Here is a 16,442-nt window from a genome sequence, read left to right on the forward strand (position 1 = left end):
TCTGAGTACGCTAGCGTTCCAACCGTCCACCATAAATGAAGACATGGGAAAAGGCATGAGTGCTTCATGAATAGTGTAAACTATGTCTTGACACTAAAGTGTAAACCATGTCCTGATTTCACCCCAGCATCAAGTATCCAGTATCCAGCATCCAGCATCCAGTATCCAGTAACCAGCATCAAGTAACCAGCATCCAGTATCCAGTAACCAGCATCAAGCATCCAGTATCCAGTCTTTCTTACTTCACCCGCTGTATTGCCATCATCGTCAAATCATCCGTCTTGGAGGTACCTGACAGGAATCCAGTCACGTCTTTCAAGAATGCCTCTATCAGTTCCTGGGGTTGGAGCGTATGGAGTTCGCTTGCCAATCGAGCCACTCTGTCTTCTCCGTATTCATTCCCTTCCTTCCGTGCCTCATGCAAACCGTCCGTGTAAAGCAGTAGACTGTCACCTCTGCTCATTTCAAATTCATTGACTGAGTATTGACTATTGCAGAATAGACCAACGGGTAACCCTGTTGCCTTGAGCCTTGTGACCTCATTGCCCTGGGTAAGAAGAGGCGCCCAGTGGCCGGCATTACAGATCTCCACTATTCCGGATCTACTCAATTTGCCCAGGACCAATGTTGCGTGCTGAGGAGAAGGAGTACTCTCGCATACAAGACGGTTAACTCGCTCCATTAACTCACTTATTGGTAAGTCCAGTGCGACTAAGCTGTGAAACATGGCGTGCATATGTGACATGATCATAGATGCGGCAATTCCCTTGCCCGAGACGTCTCCGACAATGACGAGTGAGGCTCCACTATCATTATCTATTTCCACTAAGTCGCAGTAATCGCCACTCACTGGACCTGCTGGTTCATAATGATAGAAAACCTCCCAACCATCCAACACCAGATCGTTCTCCGGTAGAAGAGCATCCTGAATCCTGGACGCAAGACTTAGATCTCGCTCAAGCTCTTCCTTCTGGGAGGAGGTTAGGTGGTCCAGACATAAGCGAAGCAGTGGATCGACTTGGAGCCGATCGGCCTCAATGGCCTCATGACAATCTTCGCATACTCCATAGGTGCCGTCGTTGACTCGTTCCAACGCCGCATCCACTTCTGCCAAAAGGATGATAAAATCTGAGTTTTCGTCGAACTCGGAGATAGCTCGCTGGAGCCTGGTACGTCGTTCGACCAACTGAGTCTGAAGATCATCGTACTCATCGGCCATAATGTCTTCCCTTTCGTCCTAGCTCATGAAGTTTCTTCAGTTGTTCAGGAGTCAGCAACTTCTGAGCATCCAATTTTGACTGGATATGAGTCTTCCGGATTTCCATACGAAGTTCTCCGATCCGTTCAATCTTTGAGTATGGGGTCAAGTCTCCCCTCGTCCTGATTGATTCCGTCACACACGCGAGCGATTGCTAATCGTCCTCTTCGATGTGCGGAAAGACAAACGCGGCTCTTACGGGAGGGGGCATGGCCGAGTCGACTCCGCGGACGCTTTTCCAGATAATTTCATTGAATTGAATGTCATCGGCTGCGTCTTCCACTTCCAGATTCATCGCCATGGACTCTGTCCCCCCCCATGCCTGGGGAGGATTCTTTTCCCTGATATCTACCTGAGGGGGTCGATGGGTGTACGCTGTCAAATCACGCTTCATTGTGAAGCTGGCATACATCGGTCTTGCGGCAGCGTCAAACTGGCTCATGGGTTCCAGTCCAAGGATCAATTCCATTGTTCTTAGCATGCTGGCGGTAGAATAGAACTGACTGTCCACAATTCCCCTCTTGCAGTAAGGACTCACCACCAGAGCTACCGTCCGGTGCGCGTCCACATGGTCGGGGCCATTCTGGGCATCGTCTTCAACAACAAAGACGGCCATCTCCGGCCAGAATATGCTCTGGCCTAACGCTTCGACAACCATGCCGAGAGCAAGATCGTTCTCGGCCACCATGGCGGTGGGAGTGGGGTAGTCCGGCCGCGTTCCTGCTGTATGATCGTTGGGGAGTCTCATGACAATGAACCGAGGAAGTTCACCTTTTTCCTCGAACTGCTTAAGTTCCGCTATGAACCGATTGGCCCTGTCGATCTCGCTGTAGCTGAGATCATAGCTGCGAAAATAGGGATCAAAATGTCCCTCCAGCGATTTGACGGCGGCGGTTCCGGGCTCATCCGGCGTTTCCCCGTTGTTGATGAACTCACCGTAGCTGCGATATGTGACTCCCGCACCGGCGCATCTATCCCAGATGTACCCGGCCGTGGGCCGGGCAATCTCAAAAGCACCTTCGGCAGGGTAGCCCAGGGACCAGCGCCCATTGTGACCGTAGTGATTTGGCCACGATTTTTCCACAAAATCGGTGGCGTATGCTCCCATGGACCATTCATGTCCGTCGGCACTCACCTCCGACTCCACATAAAAATTATCCAGGAGGACAAACTCCTTCGCAATGGCGTGATGGTTGGGCGTGACCTTTTCAGGAAACAGGCAGAGACTTCGATCCCCGTTCCCTTCTCTGATGTCACCAAATACCTGGTCGTAGGTACGATTCTCTTTGACGATATACACACAGTATTTTATGGGTGAGGAGTCACCTAATCTGGCCGGGATGGGATTGTCCTGATCAACCGTGCCCGTTATTCGGTCCAGTCCAACATATGGTGAGCACTCATATGCCGTTTGAGTATATTCCCGCAGTTCATCCGCGTCCGGCCAGTCTATGATGGAAAGTGTGCCAACAAAGAGCCTGGCGATATACTCCGTTGTTGTCATATTTGGAATCCCGGGATTGGGACCGAGCGGATTCGCTTTTGATGATTGTCCCTTCCCGTTCGCTACGTAGATCTTCCCTGTCAAAGGATGAAAGCGGACAGACGTAGGGTACCATCCAACGGGGATGAAGCCGATACTTCTGGACGGTTCATCTTCTCTCATCTCGAAAACAGCTAGATTATTGTTGTCTGCGTTGGCGATCACGAGGTGTTTTCCATCTTCTGACAAGGCCAGGGAGTTGGGAGTGCTTCCCTCCGGCGCGCCTGGATAGAGGGCGGAATTCAACTTTTCAACGACCTTTCCCGTGGCGGTTTCTATGACGGACACAGTATTCTCATTTGCATTTGAGACAAAGAGTCTTTCACCACCTGTATCAAGACACATTTCGTTCGGATGATCATCTGTGGGAATGAACCTTCGAATCGTCCGGGAAATCAGGTCGATCTCTGCAACCTGAGCCTTACCCCAGAGACTGACATAGAGGGTAGTCTCAGCAGGACTCAGCACGCAGGAGTACGGATAGCTCTTATCGGGAAGGAGGAGGAATTGTATCGTCGATGTGTCCAGTGCGAGATCGACAATGCCCACGGAGTGATCTCGATTGTTGGCCACGTATAGTGTATTGCCATCAGATGCAACAGCGATTCCGGAAGGAAGAATCGTCTTTCTTTCCTCAAAGACGTCAATATCCCGGCGGTTGTTCAGGTATCCTTCGTTGAAATCAAACTGGTAGATGATATCATCTTTTCCCCCGGTGGCAAAAAGTCTCTTCCCATCAGGGCTGAACGCAATTCCGTACCAGAGGTTGTCGAGTTCCACCCGGGAGATGATCTTGTCTTCGCCCCCATTTTCCGAAACTCTGACGACGACAATCTCATTGGGTCCATAACCACCGTGCGTAATGACCAGAAACCTGCCATCAGGAGAGAATACCGTATTCAGAGGTAGATCACCGATGAGCATCTGTTTTCCAGACGGCTTCAAGGACCACTGGTTGGGCAAGAGCACCTTTCCGTCATCTGTCAGTCCGGGCAGCAGGCGCGGAGAGAGTCTGGGAGTGTCAACATGAACCGGGGTGGTCACACATCCGGCAATTAAACTGACAACAATGATGACAGTTGGGGTGAAAAACGACTTGCGGTGATTCATCGGCTCCTCCAGTTTCTTGTCATGATACACGGATTGACAGGGTGAGTTAACGGTTGAAATGTCACAACCCCAGGCAAATTTAGCAAGGTTTGTCAACAATAGCTGTCTGTTCCGGACGAGTTATTCGATGGGTTTCGTGATCTTCCCTTTACGGATAATCCCGTCATCAGGACATACAGATTCATCCTCAGGGTCACGAATTCCAATGGCCAGATAGATGCATTCTTCATCGAAATCATTATGAATCTGATGTGCCGGTCCCCCCGGCTTCATTGAGACGGCATCACCCGGACCCAGTTGATATGTCTCTTTGCCACATCTCAGCCTTGCGTGGCCACTGAGAAGCAGGAAGAATTCTTCCTCGCGTGTGTGGTAATGGAACTTTGACGAGACCTGGCCCGGTCGGAGGTAGCAGTAGTTGACACCAATGCGCTCGGCGCCTGTCGCCTTTGCGAGACGACGGCGTGAGCGATAGTCTTCCGCAGGTTTGTCCAGGTAGTGGAGTTCTTTTTCTACTTCGTTAAGGTTCTTAATAAACTCAGGTTTCGATTTCACGTTCAATACCCCCTATCGAACTAAGTAAGTCGCACTCATATATCATTCGTCCTGGCCATCTTCCCCCGATGGGACAATGGGTGAATCCGGGGCCGGATCAAACCAGGTCATTATTGTTCAAGGAAAATCGTTCCTATCTACCTCCAAAAGACTACTCTCCCCAGGATCCTGCGGATAAGCATCAAAATAGGGCTTTCTTCAGACAATTATCCAGTGAAATCAACTAGTTGCCTCGGTCCAATCTGCGACCCACGATGACCCGACATGACAGGTTATTGGATTATCGAGACTTTTCATTGTTTACATATTGTAAAGACTGTACATTTTTACAACATTTAGTACCTGAAGGAGGAAATGATCATGACCACCGTGTCCATTGTTGACATGCGCAAGCACTTCGCCGAAGTGATCAATACGGCTACTTACACAAAGGAACGGTTTGTTCTAATGCGTCACAACAAGCCCGTCGTCGCCATCGTGCCTATGGAAGACTATGAACTTCTTGAGGCCCTGGAAGACCGTATTGACATTGATGATGCCATGGCCGTGTTAAGAGATCCCGAGCGTGAGTTCTTGGATTGGGACGAGGTAAAACGCGAGCTGTAATACAGCCTGTTGGCCTCCTACCGCATAAAGATTGAAAGACGCGCGTTCAAGGCTCTGGCCACTATCGCTAGACGCTTCCGTACTAGAATTCGTAAGGCTATTGAGGGCCTATCAGAAGAGCCTTGGCCCCCCGGCGTAAGAAAACTCACCGATGAGGAGCGGCTTTACCGTATACGGCTGGGTGACTACCGAGTGGTTTATCAAATTCAAGATGAAGATTTACTGGTCTTGATTGTCAAGATCGGCCATCGGAAAGAGATCTATCGTTAAGAGTCTGGATCCGGGGTCGGACCAAACCAGGTTATTGTTGTTCATACCCCTGAAGGCCATTCTCCACATGATCCCGCGGATAAGTATCAAGTGGCAAGGATCAAGTAGCAAGTATCCAGTAACCAGCATCCAGTATCAAGCATCCAATCACCAGTGAACCAGTTAACCAATCAACCGGTATCCAGTCACCAGCATCCAGCATCCAGTATCTAGTATCCAGTCACCAGCAGACTTGACCCTTTCTTACAATTCTTACAATGGAAGAATTCTAATGTTTCGCCAGCGCACCTCGTATGGGGTAGGGTCATCGCCTACATCATGTACCTGCAGACCGATGATACCTCGAGCTGTCATCGAATCTTTGAAGTCCGCGCACGGAACCTCGTTAACCCAGGTCTTTATGGAATTACCTTTACATTCAACACGGTATCTGTTCCATTGGCCGTCCTTGAAAGCTTTGCTGGCTTTAGAACCGGATTCAGGTCGCCAGAGCATAAAAGCTCGACGTGCCTCATCGTAAACACTTCCGGAGCTACCGCTTTCTTCTGTTGCGATCTCTACTTGATAGCCATACACGCGGTCAGGGGAAATGACTTGCCTGTCTGGTTCTCCATCGTTGTCCCTGAACCAGTAGACTATTTCTTCGCTTGCGATCTGGCTCCTGAATTGTACACCTGAGTTCAATTCCGGATTGAGTAACACTTCAAATTCCAGGATGAAATCTCCGAATTCTTTGTCCGTGCAAAGAAACGTGTTCGGACTTCCCTTGACGGCGGTTCCAACGATGGTTCCATCCACAACCTCATATTTGGCAAAGCCGCTGTGCACTGACCAACCGTTTAGTGTCTTGCCATCAAAAAGGGCGATCCATTTCCCTTCGTCGCTGTTCCCATATACGGAGATTCCGGCCAGGGATGCTATCAGTGTGAGGGTAATCATCATTGCAGTTCTTTTTTTTCGCATGTTTCTCTCCTTAATCTTCCAGGTGAAAGCTGGTCCACCGAATTCACTACCCGAGAACCCAACCGTTGTGGTATTCAGGTCGAATATACTGCTCTGCCTCCGGATAGTTGGTCACCTGCATGTTTGGACCGTCCCAGTACAATTTTTCTTCAGTAAGCATTGCAACCACGCCCATGAGAACGACCTCTGTCAACGGACCAGAGTATTCAAAATCAGCACTCGCTCTTTTACCCTTCTCCTTGCATGCGCTTATCCAGTCTCTGTAGATACCTCCCACCCGTGGCAGAGTCTTGGGCGGAAGTTCATACGCTCTCATTCGTGTTTCGGGTATGAGACGTGGATTCCCGGCCCATCCGGGACACATGATTTTACCTTCGTCTCCAACGAACAAAATGCCGTTTCCGTAACTCTGTGGAAAATCACGTCCCGGTTCAAGCTCATCGGGTCTTGGGGGCATCAAGCCAGTGTACCAGGTTAGTTTCACTGGTGGCATCCCGCCACGTGCTGGGAACTGGTAATACACAGTTGATACAAAGGGTTTCTTGTTACGATCGCCCCAGGCGGAACGTGCCTGAACCCACTCGGGATAACCCAGATCCAGGGCAAAGAAGGCAGGGTCCATGTTGTGACACCCCATGTCACCGATCCTGCCCGTGCCAAAGTACCAGTAATCTCGCCATTTCACAGGTGTATAGTGAGGACTGTAAGGCCTGTACTCTACAGGACCAAGCCAGAGGTCCCAATCCAATCCTTCCGGCACCGGCACGCTCCCTTCGGGCACATCTTCCCGGCAGGCTCCTGTGTTTGGATCAGCACTCCAGGCATGCACTTCCCTGACATCACCTATGGCTCCATCACGTATCCACTCGTAGGTAAGGCGAAGTCCCTCATCACCATGCCCCTGAATACCCATTTGTGTGACGACTCCAGCCTCGCGTGCCGCTTCGGTTACTTTCCTGGCTTCATAGATAGTGCGGGCCAGGGGCTTTTCAACATATACATGTTTGCCCATCTGAATCGCGGCCAATGCTGCCACCGCATGTGTATGGTCAGGTATAGAGACGACAACTGCATCAATTTCCTTTTCTTTTTCCAGCATTCTGCGAAAATCAACATAAACGCGGGGGTCCGGATAGTCTTTTTTTGCCGGGTCATTTCCGTAGACCTCCTTGATCCGCTCGTATCCCGGTTTCCGTCCGCCCGGGACCTCGTGGTACGTATCGCTGTAATCCGCTTCCTCGGTGACATCAGCCAGCGCAATGATCTGGACATCATCTTCCTGCAGGAGATTCCTGAGATTGTGCATCCCCTGCCCGCCAGCACCTATCATGGCAATATTCAGTTTATCACTCGGTGGTGTAAATCCAGGTCCACCCAGCACATATCGAGGAACAATGGTTATCGAGGCTGCCGCAGCGCCAGCCATGTTAAGGAATTGACGCCGGGATAATTTGTCTCCTGCCTCGCGGTTCAACTTCTTCGTCTCCTTCGCCATTTTACACCTCATGTTTAGAAGTACTTAGCCTGATCTATTCATCAGCCACAAAGTTCGCGAAGATACCGCAATGACTTCAGCCCAAGTGTTCGAGTGTTCATGTGTTCGTGTGCTCATGTGTTCGAGAAAGAAGAAATGCTCACAGGACCCAAAGACTCGAACACGTCAACACCTTAACACTTAAACACCTGATCCTTGGTGTTCTTCTCCCTCCGCAGGACACCCCACGGGTCACAGGGACTCCTACGGATGTGGCCAATCTCATCTCAAGATCCTTTGGAAGATCCTGTGGATAATGTAGGTTAGAGAAGTCGATAGTAACGAAGGGGTCCAGTCTGAGAGCGAGTTGTCGACGGGTTCTGAGTCCGGTGAAGCGGTTGTTAGGTGTCACAACAACTTACTCATGCCCCTTCAAGAAAAAATTAAGAATGGATCGGCACCTCAAAAGTTTTTGCCCAGATTATCAAGCCACTTTTCGTTTCAATAAGAGTTAGACTTAATATGAATCGACTATCTTCAACAGATGCATAACCGTCGATAAAGCCTTCTACGCTAATAAGTTTTCCGATCTCCACCGCACTTCTTTCGTCTATCGTTCCTGACAAAGAAAGACCCTGTTCCTCCAGTAATTCGTTTAATCTCTCTCGGCTAACAACCTTGAAGAGGTTCAATGGGACTAATTTGGAAATGAGTTTTTGTCTAATCACTTCTACATCCAAACCAGCCGTTTGAGATCTAATTTGCCATACTGCCACAGAATTAATGTCCAGTTCGCTATTCGATAAATCCAAAACTGCTTCTTCGATTATTTGATCTAGGGCTTGTCTTGACTTGATCTCTTCCTCCTGATCGGGGGAGCTGGATGGTATTGATTCCATCATAGGTCCATCCCTTTTCATACCCATCCTCATGCAACCGGCTAATAGAAACGCAATCAGAATAGAAAAGGGAATAATTCTAATTTTGCCCGGACTTTCTTTCCTCATTACTTTGTTATTCCTTCAGCTCAAAAGCTCTCCTTTCATTTCCTCAAATTCTTCTTTTGTAATCTCACCTTTAGCATATCGTTTCTTCAGTATATCCAAAGCTGATCCTGAGCCTGTGCTTTCGATATGATGCCTGTCAGAATCCTGACTCCAGGGAGGTTTGAAACCGCCTCCACGACCGAAAATACGGGAAACTACAAACAACATTATGATCATCATCAGCAGAGGAAATATCCACATCCCACCACCCCAAAAACTTTCATGCCACATTTGTTTTACTCCTCTCTTTAGTTATTTCTCGAATGGCTAACACATATAGTATACTGAGTATTTATTGTAATTATCACCCTCAAAATTATGAATTCTTCCTCGAGTAAAACTTTCAGTAAAACTAATCACCATGTCATAAAAAGAGGGGTCAAATCTGCCTTTGACTCCCGGATAGTTTAACAGTCAATTCCTCAACACGCCTCTTAATATTTTTGACCTTCCGAATCTCTTTTTGTGGAATGCCAGGGCTGAGCAAACCAGGTTATGGTTACTCAAGGGAAATCGATGCAATCTAACTCCAAATGACTACTCTCCACAGGATCCTGCGGATGGGCATCAAGATAGGACTTTCTTGACACAATTACCCAGTACAATTGATCAGTCACCCTGGTCAGACTCTATCTCTATGGATAGTCCGAATCTTGTAGCTCCCACTTGAAGAAAGCCCCTCGGTAGGAGGGGTTTTGCTTGACACTTATCTACCGGGGCTCTATCATTTCATGTCAAATCGTAACACCTGTGTTCTCAATTCGCAAACTCAGCCTGATTCCGACCCCCAACTTCGAAAAACTTAGATTCATGAAAACGATTGGGATCTATCTATCTCTCAATCTCATCCTTTTTTTGTCGGGTTGCACCTCGGAGAATCCCGACGAAAACGAAAATAGCTTTCCGGTAACCAATAATTCTCTGGTTGATCCCGGAGCCACCGCTGAAACAGTCGCTCTTTACGGGAATCTTCAACAACTCGCAAGCGAAGGTGTGATGTTTGGACATCAGGACGACCTTGCCTACGGTATCGGTTGGTGGGCAGAGCCTGGTCGATCAGATATCAAGGACGTGTGCGGAGACTATCCCGCTGTATACGGGTGGGATCTTGGCGATATTCAGAACGAAGACAATTTGGACGGCGTCAACTTCAGCAAGATGATTGACTGGATAAGAGAAGCCTACGACCGGGGTGGGATCATCACCATCAGCATGCATCTTGATAATCCGGTCACTGGTGAGAATGCATGGGACAATACGGAGGCGGTATCCAAGATTCTTCCGGGTAAATCACATCACATGAAATACCTAGCCACACTGGACATGATTGCAGATTTCCTGGAGGATCTCAAGACGTCGACCGGGACTTACATTCCCGTTATTCTTCGACCCTATCACGAACACAATCATACATGGTCGTGGTGGGGTGCTGAGAGCTGCACCGCAGAAGAATACAACGCACTCTGGAAGATGACTGTGGAATATCTTCGCGATGATCGTGAGGTACATCACCTGCTCTACGTTATTTCTCCACAGGAAATTGAGAGCACCGATGACTACCTGAAGCGCTATCCGGGCGATGACTACGTAGATATTTTGGGACTGGATTACTACAAATTGTGGGATATATCTTCTGTTACTGATCTGGGAAAAACTCTGGCAACCGTCGCAACACTGGCGGAGCAACGGGGGAAAGTGTCAGCATTGACGGAGGTGGGTATTGAAAATGTCCCGATCTCGGACTGGTGGACCAACTACCTTTTAGAGGGAATCAACTACAATGATCAGTCGAAGAAAACCGCCTGGGCCCTGGTTTGGCGCAATGCTTCAAAAGATCATCATTTTGCACCGTATCCCGGACACGCCAGTGAAGAAGATTTTCTCAATTTCTTTAGTGATCCATTTACTGTCTTTGAGAATGACTTACCTGACATGTATGAGTAGGATGACTCCACAATCTGCAAAGAGAACGTCAAGTGGTCCTCTATCAGTTCTTCTCTTGTGATCTGCATACCTGGTTAATCCCGGGTCGGATTGAGCTATGTTATTGTGACTCAAGGGAAATCATTTCCCAAATGATCCTCGCAAGGATCAGCGGCTTCGAAAAGCCAGTCCATCCAGACAATAGTCTTGGGAAAACATCTGGAGATCAGAATTGTATTCCGAAAAAGGGCGAGGTATCTGTCTCCCATCCAGTAAACTGACCCATATCATCACCAGTTCGAGTTTGTACTATACCGGCGAATAGTGACAGTCTATTGTGCAACCGAAAGACCAGACTTGCCCTGGTTTCCAGGGCTCTTGATACTTTATCCTCCCAATCTCGATCATCAAACAGATCACCACTATATATAGAATTACTCCCAATATCTAACTCCGCGAAAAACGACGGTGCCGGCAAAGAGAATCGAAAACCCATATAGTATCCTATGGATGTTTCATCCTCATCGTCAGCAAAATTGCTCCCACGACCCAGAGACATGATTGTATACCAGTAATCATTGGGAGCAAATTTTATACCAGCATTCATCTCCATTGCTCCTCCACTCCAGCCGACTCCGTGCACACTTCCCGCTTTGGAAATGTTCACAAGACCAATAGCTAGACCATTAAGCTCTCCAGAAAGATTCACTAAACCGATCTGGATACCATTAACCTGATCTGCACTATTCACAATGCCGGCAATCTGTAGTCCCTCTAATTGTTTCGTATTATTGGAAATACCTGCAACTTGGATACCTCTAAACGAACCTTCTACCTTACTGGTAATACCTGTCGTTTGAATCCCCAGGAAATCAGATCCAACAAAACTGTAAATCCCAACATCCTGAATACCTATGAAACTACCCTTCGTCTTACTGTAAATACCTGTAGCCTGATAACCTGAATAGTCTCCTTCGACTGTGCTGGAAATTCCAGTTGCGTCATATCCAGTGAAGTCATATTTGACATGGTTAACAAATCCACCTATTTGAAGCCCCTCCACTGAGCCGACTCGACCGGAAATAATGGTCAGATGGAAGTGTGTTCCCAACTCCGCAAAGGGATTCATTGTCGGATCAGCACTGTCAAGAAAGGAGAATAGAAATGGTATCACCTTTGTTGTTTCTTGTTCAGGAACAACTCCATTTTCAAGCTTCCCAGTGTCTACAGCCAGAACTCTGGACAGTGATGTGATCACTAATGCAACTGTAACCAGTTTGATCTTCACAGTTCGATCTCTCCCATTTTTAATCTGCAAATAACACGTCTCGTTGTTATCCAAATCATAATCTTATTGAACCACTCTCCAATCCTATCAACAAATTTCTCATTAACTGTTGCTGATATTAAGACCCTTTTCTCAAATACTTGACTAATCTCTTCGAGCGAGTGTCTCCTTGGAAACAAATCGCTTGTACATTCTCATACTTTCAGCTATAATTATCGCGTCGGCGCTCGAGGCCATTATCATTAAAATGCTACGAATGGAGGTCGTGATGAAAAGAATACTTGCTGGCATGACTGCTCTTTTGGTATTCAGTATGTTCAATTCCGTTTCGTATGCCCATGGTGATATTGAACTTCATACTACTGACAGATGGGACGAATGCTCCATGCAACTTGATCCTTCACTTACCCAGGGCGCGTGGCACCAATTTACTCAGGAGGCCGGGATCATGGCAGTTTTTAACCCATTGACCTCAGCAAAACCTTTGGGCAAGTGGAATTTCGATATTGTTCTAACACAGGGTTGGTACCCTATTGATGACAAAGACGCCGCCTGGAATGATACCTTTGTCCATCCTCATTCTACTCATTGGCTCTATGGCGAGGTATCTGACGACCCTGATCAAGTCTCAAAGAATCATGCAGGATCTTCCCATGTTCTCGGTCTTCCTCTACCGATGGTTAGATTGGGAGTCAGTGAACGGATGGACGTCGGCTTTTACTACATACCGGCTCCTGGTGCCAATTATTCTTTCCTTGGAGGACAGCTGCAATACAACTTCCTGAATGATGCAGAGAAAAACCTGGCCGCAGCCGTAAGGGTGAGTGCCGGTCAGATTGGCAAAATTGAGGACTTTGATCTCAGCACATACTCAGTTGATGTTATCGGGACCAAAGATATCTTGACAAGGTTCTCCAGCTACGCGGGATTGTCAGCCTACCTGGTGCGCTCACATGAAACCACTTCTGCGGTAAACCTTGATAATGAAAATGTGTTTGGCCTGCAGGGAAATGTAGGCGTCAGCACCCTGCTTTTCTCTCACTTGAAAATAGGTGCACAATTAACAGTTGGGGCATTAACATTCCCCTCAGTGGTATTGGGTTTTAGCAGGTAAATCTTCTCGACAGAATTCTCCACTCGACGAAATCCGGAAAGTCCGATCGCGAAAAGACCGGGGTGGGGTGATCGAGGTTTTCCCACTCAACCTTTCTGCGTAGAGGGATCAAATCCGCCTTTGACTCTTGGATAGTCTAGCAGTCAATTCCTCAACACGCTTTTTAATGTTTTTATCCTTCCGAATCTCTCTTTTCACTCTTTGTGTGGCACTACTTACTTAATCCCGGGTCGGACCGAGCCATGTTATCGTTATTCATATCCCTTTTTCACCTCACTTTTGATGCAGCCGGTGGCACTGCCGCTCCAGAGCAGCTACAGCTTACAACAATGGGGTAGTGCACGTTTGGAACAATAGCCTTGGATCCGCAAAAAGGAAGGAATCCACGATGAAATATCGAAGACTCGGTCGTACGAATTGGGAAATCAGTGAAATCGGCTATGGAATGTGGGGCATGGCAGGATGGACCGGTTCTGACGATGACGAGTCGATGCGTTCTATGCAACGCGCCGTCGATCTCGGATGTAGTTTTTTTGATACCGCCTGGGGCTATGGTGAGGGTAAGAGTGAGAGTTTGCTCGGCGAACTGGTGCGGGCTAACAATGGAAAAAAGCTCTATACGGCGACAAAGATGCCTCCCAGGAACTTCAAGTGGCCAAGCAAGCGCGGACATTCGCTGGAAGAATGTTTTCCTCCCGATCACATTCAGGAGTACGTCGAGAGAAGTCTCAAGAACTCCGGACTGGATTCCTTCGACTTGATGCAGTTCCATACCTGGGAAGACTCGTGGCTGGAAGATGATCGCTGGGTTGGAAAAATGAACGACCTCAAAGCCCAGGGATTAATTTACGCGATTGGGATCAGCATCAATCGTTGGGAACCATGGAATGGAGTAAGAGCGGCCAGAAGTGGAATCATCGATACCGTGCAGGTGATCTACAATATCTTCGATCAAAATCCGAAGGACGAACTCTTCCCTGCTTGTCGGGAGCATAACGTTGGCGTCATCGCAAGGGTGCCGTTTGATGAAGGGACATTTACCGGCACGCTGACCAGGGAAAGCAGCTGGCCGGAAGGCGATTGGCGCAATACCTACTTTGTTCCCGAGAACCTCAACTCCAGCGTGGAACATGCGGATGCGCTCAAACCGTTGGTTCCGGATGGCATGACAATGCCTGAAATGGCGCTGCGCTTCATCCTCGCCGAGCCAACCGTGAGTACGATCATACCCGGGATGCGTAAGCTAAAGCACGTCGAAATGAACATCGCCACGAGTGACGCGGGGCCGTTGGACCCTACCTTGATGAAGGAGTTGGAGAAGCATCGTTGGGACCGGGAGCCGACAGCCTGGTCGCAATGATTTTGATGATCCCGCGGTACGGTTTCAAGAGATGGTTGACACACGAATGTCAGGACATGGTTGACACTCAACGACTAAACTTAGGGCATAATGACAAAGGAGATTACTGCCATGGGAATACGATTTCAGCGCTATGATGTAAAAATAGTCTTGACTAAACTTACATTATAGAGTTACTTTAGTCAAAGCTAAGGGGACATTATCCGTGAATCTGTATCGGAGACACCTTGAAAAAACCGTCGTGGATCAACTGGGCAATCGGCGGGCCCTCTTTATCTTGGGAACCAGGCGAGTGGGAAAAACTTCTCTCCTGAAGCGAGTTCAGGACAAGATCAACGAGGAGAAGACCCTCTACTTCGATCTGGAAAACCTCAATACTCTCGCTCTGTTCAAACGTGGAATAGATACGTTTATGAACTGGTTTGACGCTCAGGGATACCCCAAAGACAAACGATTCATCCTGTTTCTCGATGAGATTCAATACTTGGACGAATTTTCAAACTTCGTGAAACTGGCTGTGGATCACCACTCAGATCGAATGAAACTGATATTGAGCGGTTCATCAGCGGCGCAAATCAAATACAAGTTCCGTGATTCTCTAGCAGGAAGAAAATTTGTTTATACCCTTTACCCGTTGACATTTCGGGAATTCCTGATATTTAAGAATGAATCAAGGATGGTGGATCTGCTGGGTGGGGACAAGAATTCTGTTCAACATGAATCCCTCGCGTTTTTTCATGATAAACTCAAATCTCTTTACTCCGAATTCTTACTGTTTGGTGGGTATCCCGAAGTTGCTCTCACGGACTCACAAAAAGATAAAGTGAACATACTTGAAGAATTGATCCACAGTTATGTGTTAAGAGATATCCGGAACCTCTTCACCATTGAACATATTGATGCCTTCAACAAACTAACTCAGATAATCGCGATCCAGAGCGGACAATTGTTCAACTCTCAGTCGATTTCAAAAGAGATTGGTATCGACTACAGAACAGTAAATAAATACCTTCAAATCCTCAGTGATACCTTTATTGTTTCTCTCCTAAAACCCCTTTTCACGAATAAGAAGAGAGAGCTGAAGAAGATGCCCAAGGTCTATCTTCTGGATACGGGAATTCGGAATATGCTGCTGAGTAATTTCAACCCCATTAACTTGCGGACTGACAGGGGAGAGTTACTTGAATCGGGAGTCTTTTCCGCCTTGTGGAAGAGATTGAATACCCTGGAAACCTTGTACTATTGGCGTACTAGAGACGGAAAAGAAGTGGACTTTGTTCTGCAAAAGGGTGTGGACTATATCCCCTTTGAAGTAAAAAAGAAAAAGACGGCGGTGAACCACCTGTTAGCGTTCAGTGTCCTTTACGACTCACCAGAGAGAAACCTGGTCAGGTTTGATGAAGAGAAGATAGGCCAGAAAGGAAAAGTATCCATTGTTTATCCCTGGTATTTATAAGTGGAGGTCACGGGGTGTTTTATCAAATTTGGCCCATTTCTTCACTCGCCTCCACATTCCGGTGCCAATCCATTTGTCCAAATCAGCAAGAATACCCTCAATCAATCCAAGAATATCTTTATCACTCACCTTCTGCCAGTGTTCGTCTACAATGGCGCCGTGCTGTTTCATTATCTTACTTAATAATGCTGCGGTCAATGCTAAATCATCAAGATATCCGAATGGTCCAAGAATAAAATCTGGAATAAGATCAATCGGTAATATCCAGTAAGCAACCAATCCTCCGAGCTTGATTTTGATATCATATGGAATTCGGTCATCTTTTACTAATTGCCAGATCACATAGAAGAAATCTGGAATGGCCAGGATATATTCAACATACTTGTGTGATCTACCATCATCTGATTTCTCCCAATCCTGGAGGCGTTTTCTCAAATGTTGGTAGAAATCACGTTCTTGAGTACTCATATTGTTCT

The 16,442-nt window shown here is 47.5% G+C and carries 15 protein-coding genes; 6 read left to right on the top strand and 9 right to left on the bottom strand.

The annotated features are described in order from the left end of the window. Positions 1–238: 238 nt before the first annotated feature. The 3 genes from V3U24_05005 to V3U24_05015 form a co-directional block, all read right to left on the bottom strand. Positions 239–1,219: a SpoIIE family protein phosphatase gene (locus tag V3U24_05005; protein ID MEE9166805.1), complete on the bottom strand. Its 981-nt coding sequence runs from the start codon at positions 1,217–1,219 to the stop codon at positions 239–241. Between the two features lie 193 nt (positions 1,220–1,412). After that, entirely contained in the window at positions 1,413–3,911 is a 2,499-nt protein-coding gene (locus V3U24_05010; GenBank protein ID MEE9166806.1) for a bifunctional YncE family protein/alkaline phosphatase family protein, read from the bottom strand. A gap of 120 nt (positions 3,912–4,031) precedes the next feature. Next, the gene (locus tag V3U24_05015) at positions 4,032–4,466 is read right to left on the bottom strand and encodes a cupin domain-containing protein (GenBank protein ID MEE9166807.1); all 435 of its coding nucleotides are present in this window, start codon (positions 4,464–4,466) and stop codon (positions 4,032–4,034) included. Between the two features lie 360 nt (positions 4,467–4,826). On the opposite strand from V3U24_05015, the gene V3U24_05020 reads away from it, so the two are divergent. Both V3U24_05020 and V3U24_05025 read left to right on the top strand, forming a co-directional pair. Next, the gene (locus V3U24_05020; protein ID MEE9166808.1) at positions 4,827–5,072 is read left to right on the top strand and encodes a type II toxin-antitoxin system Phd/YefM family antitoxin; all 246 of its coding nucleotides are present in this window, start codon (positions 4,827–4,829) and stop codon (positions 5,070–5,072) included. Positions 5,073–5,081: 9 nt separating this feature from the next. Further along, positions 5,082–5,342, top strand: coding sequence for a type II toxin-antitoxin system RelE/ParE family toxin (locus V3U24_05025; protein MEE9166809.1), 261 nt, complete (start codon positions 5,082–5,084; stop codon positions 5,340–5,342). A 252-nt stretch (positions 5,343–5,594) separates the two neighbouring features. On the opposite strand, the gene V3U24_05030 is transcribed toward V3U24_05025, so the two are convergent. From V3U24_05030 to V3U24_05045, 4 genes are all read right to left on the bottom strand, one after another. Continuing rightward, the gene (locus V3U24_05030; protein ID MEE9166810.1) at positions 5,595–6,305 is read right to left on the bottom strand and encodes a DUF1080 domain-containing protein; all 711 of its coding nucleotides are present in this window, start codon (positions 6,303–6,305) and stop codon (positions 5,595–5,597) included. A 46-nt stretch (positions 6,306–6,351) separates the two neighbouring features. After that, positions 6,352–7,800, bottom strand: a complete 1,449-nt coding sequence (locus V3U24_05035) for a Gfo/Idh/MocA family oxidoreductase (GenBank protein ID MEE9166811.1) — start codon at positions 7,798–7,800, stop codon at positions 6,352–6,354. Positions 7,801–8,222: 422 nt separating this feature from the next. Further along, the gene (locus V3U24_05040) at positions 8,223–8,786 is read right to left on the bottom strand and encodes a CsgG/HfaB family protein (protein ID MEE9166812.1); all 564 of its coding nucleotides are present in this window, start codon (positions 8,784–8,786) and stop codon (positions 8,223–8,225) included. 15 nt (positions 8,787–8,801) lie between these two features. Next, on the bottom strand, positions 8,802–9,056 hold the full coding sequence (locus V3U24_05045; protein MEE9166813.1) for an SHOCT domain-containing protein: 255 nt from the start codon (positions 9,054–9,056) through the stop codon (positions 8,802–8,804). 579 nt (positions 9,057–9,635) lie between these two features. On the opposite strand from V3U24_05045, the gene V3U24_05050 reads away from it, so the two are divergent. After that, entirely contained in the window at positions 9,636–10,769 is a 1,134-nt protein-coding gene (locus V3U24_05050; GenBank protein ID MEE9166814.1) for a glycosyl hydrolase, read from the top strand. A gap of 205 nt (positions 10,770–10,974) precedes the next feature. On the opposite strand, the gene V3U24_05055 is transcribed toward V3U24_05050, so the two are convergent. Continuing rightward, positions 10,975–12,036, bottom strand: a complete 1,062-nt coding sequence (locus V3U24_05055) for a hypothetical protein (GenBank protein ID MEE9166815.1) — start codon at positions 12,034–12,036, stop codon at positions 10,975–10,977. 268 nt (positions 12,037–12,304) lie between these two features. On the opposite strand from V3U24_05055, the gene V3U24_05060 reads away from it, so the two are divergent. From V3U24_05060 to V3U24_05070, 3 genes are all read left to right on the top strand, one after another. Beyond that, entirely contained in the window at positions 12,305–13,150 is an 846-nt protein-coding gene (locus V3U24_05060; GenBank protein MEE9166816.1) for a hypothetical protein, read from the top strand. A 388-nt stretch (positions 13,151–13,538) separates the two neighbouring features. After that, the gene (locus V3U24_05065) at positions 13,539–14,510 is read left to right on the top strand and encodes an aldo/keto reductase (GenBank protein MEE9166817.1); all 972 of its coding nucleotides are present in this window, start codon (positions 13,539–13,541) and stop codon (positions 14,508–14,510) included. A gap of 205 nt (positions 14,511–14,715) precedes the next feature. Next, entirely contained in the window at positions 14,716–15,966 is a 1,251-nt protein-coding gene (locus V3U24_05070; protein MEE9166818.1) for an ATP-binding protein, read from the top strand. Here V3U24_05070 and V3U24_05075 read toward each other — a convergent pair. Further along, positions 15,961–16,442, bottom strand: a 482-nt coding sequence (locus V3U24_05075; GenBank protein MEE9166819.1) for a DUF1232 domain-containing protein, incomplete at its 5' end; no start/stop codon positions are given. The two genes, V3U24_05070 and V3U24_05075, sit on opposite strands and share 6 nt — an antisense overlap.

It is taken from the genome of Candidatus Neomarinimicrobiota bacterium (assembly GCA_036476315.1).
Lineage (GTDB): Bacteria > Fidelibacterota > Marinisomatia > Marinisomatales > S15-B10 > JAZGBI01.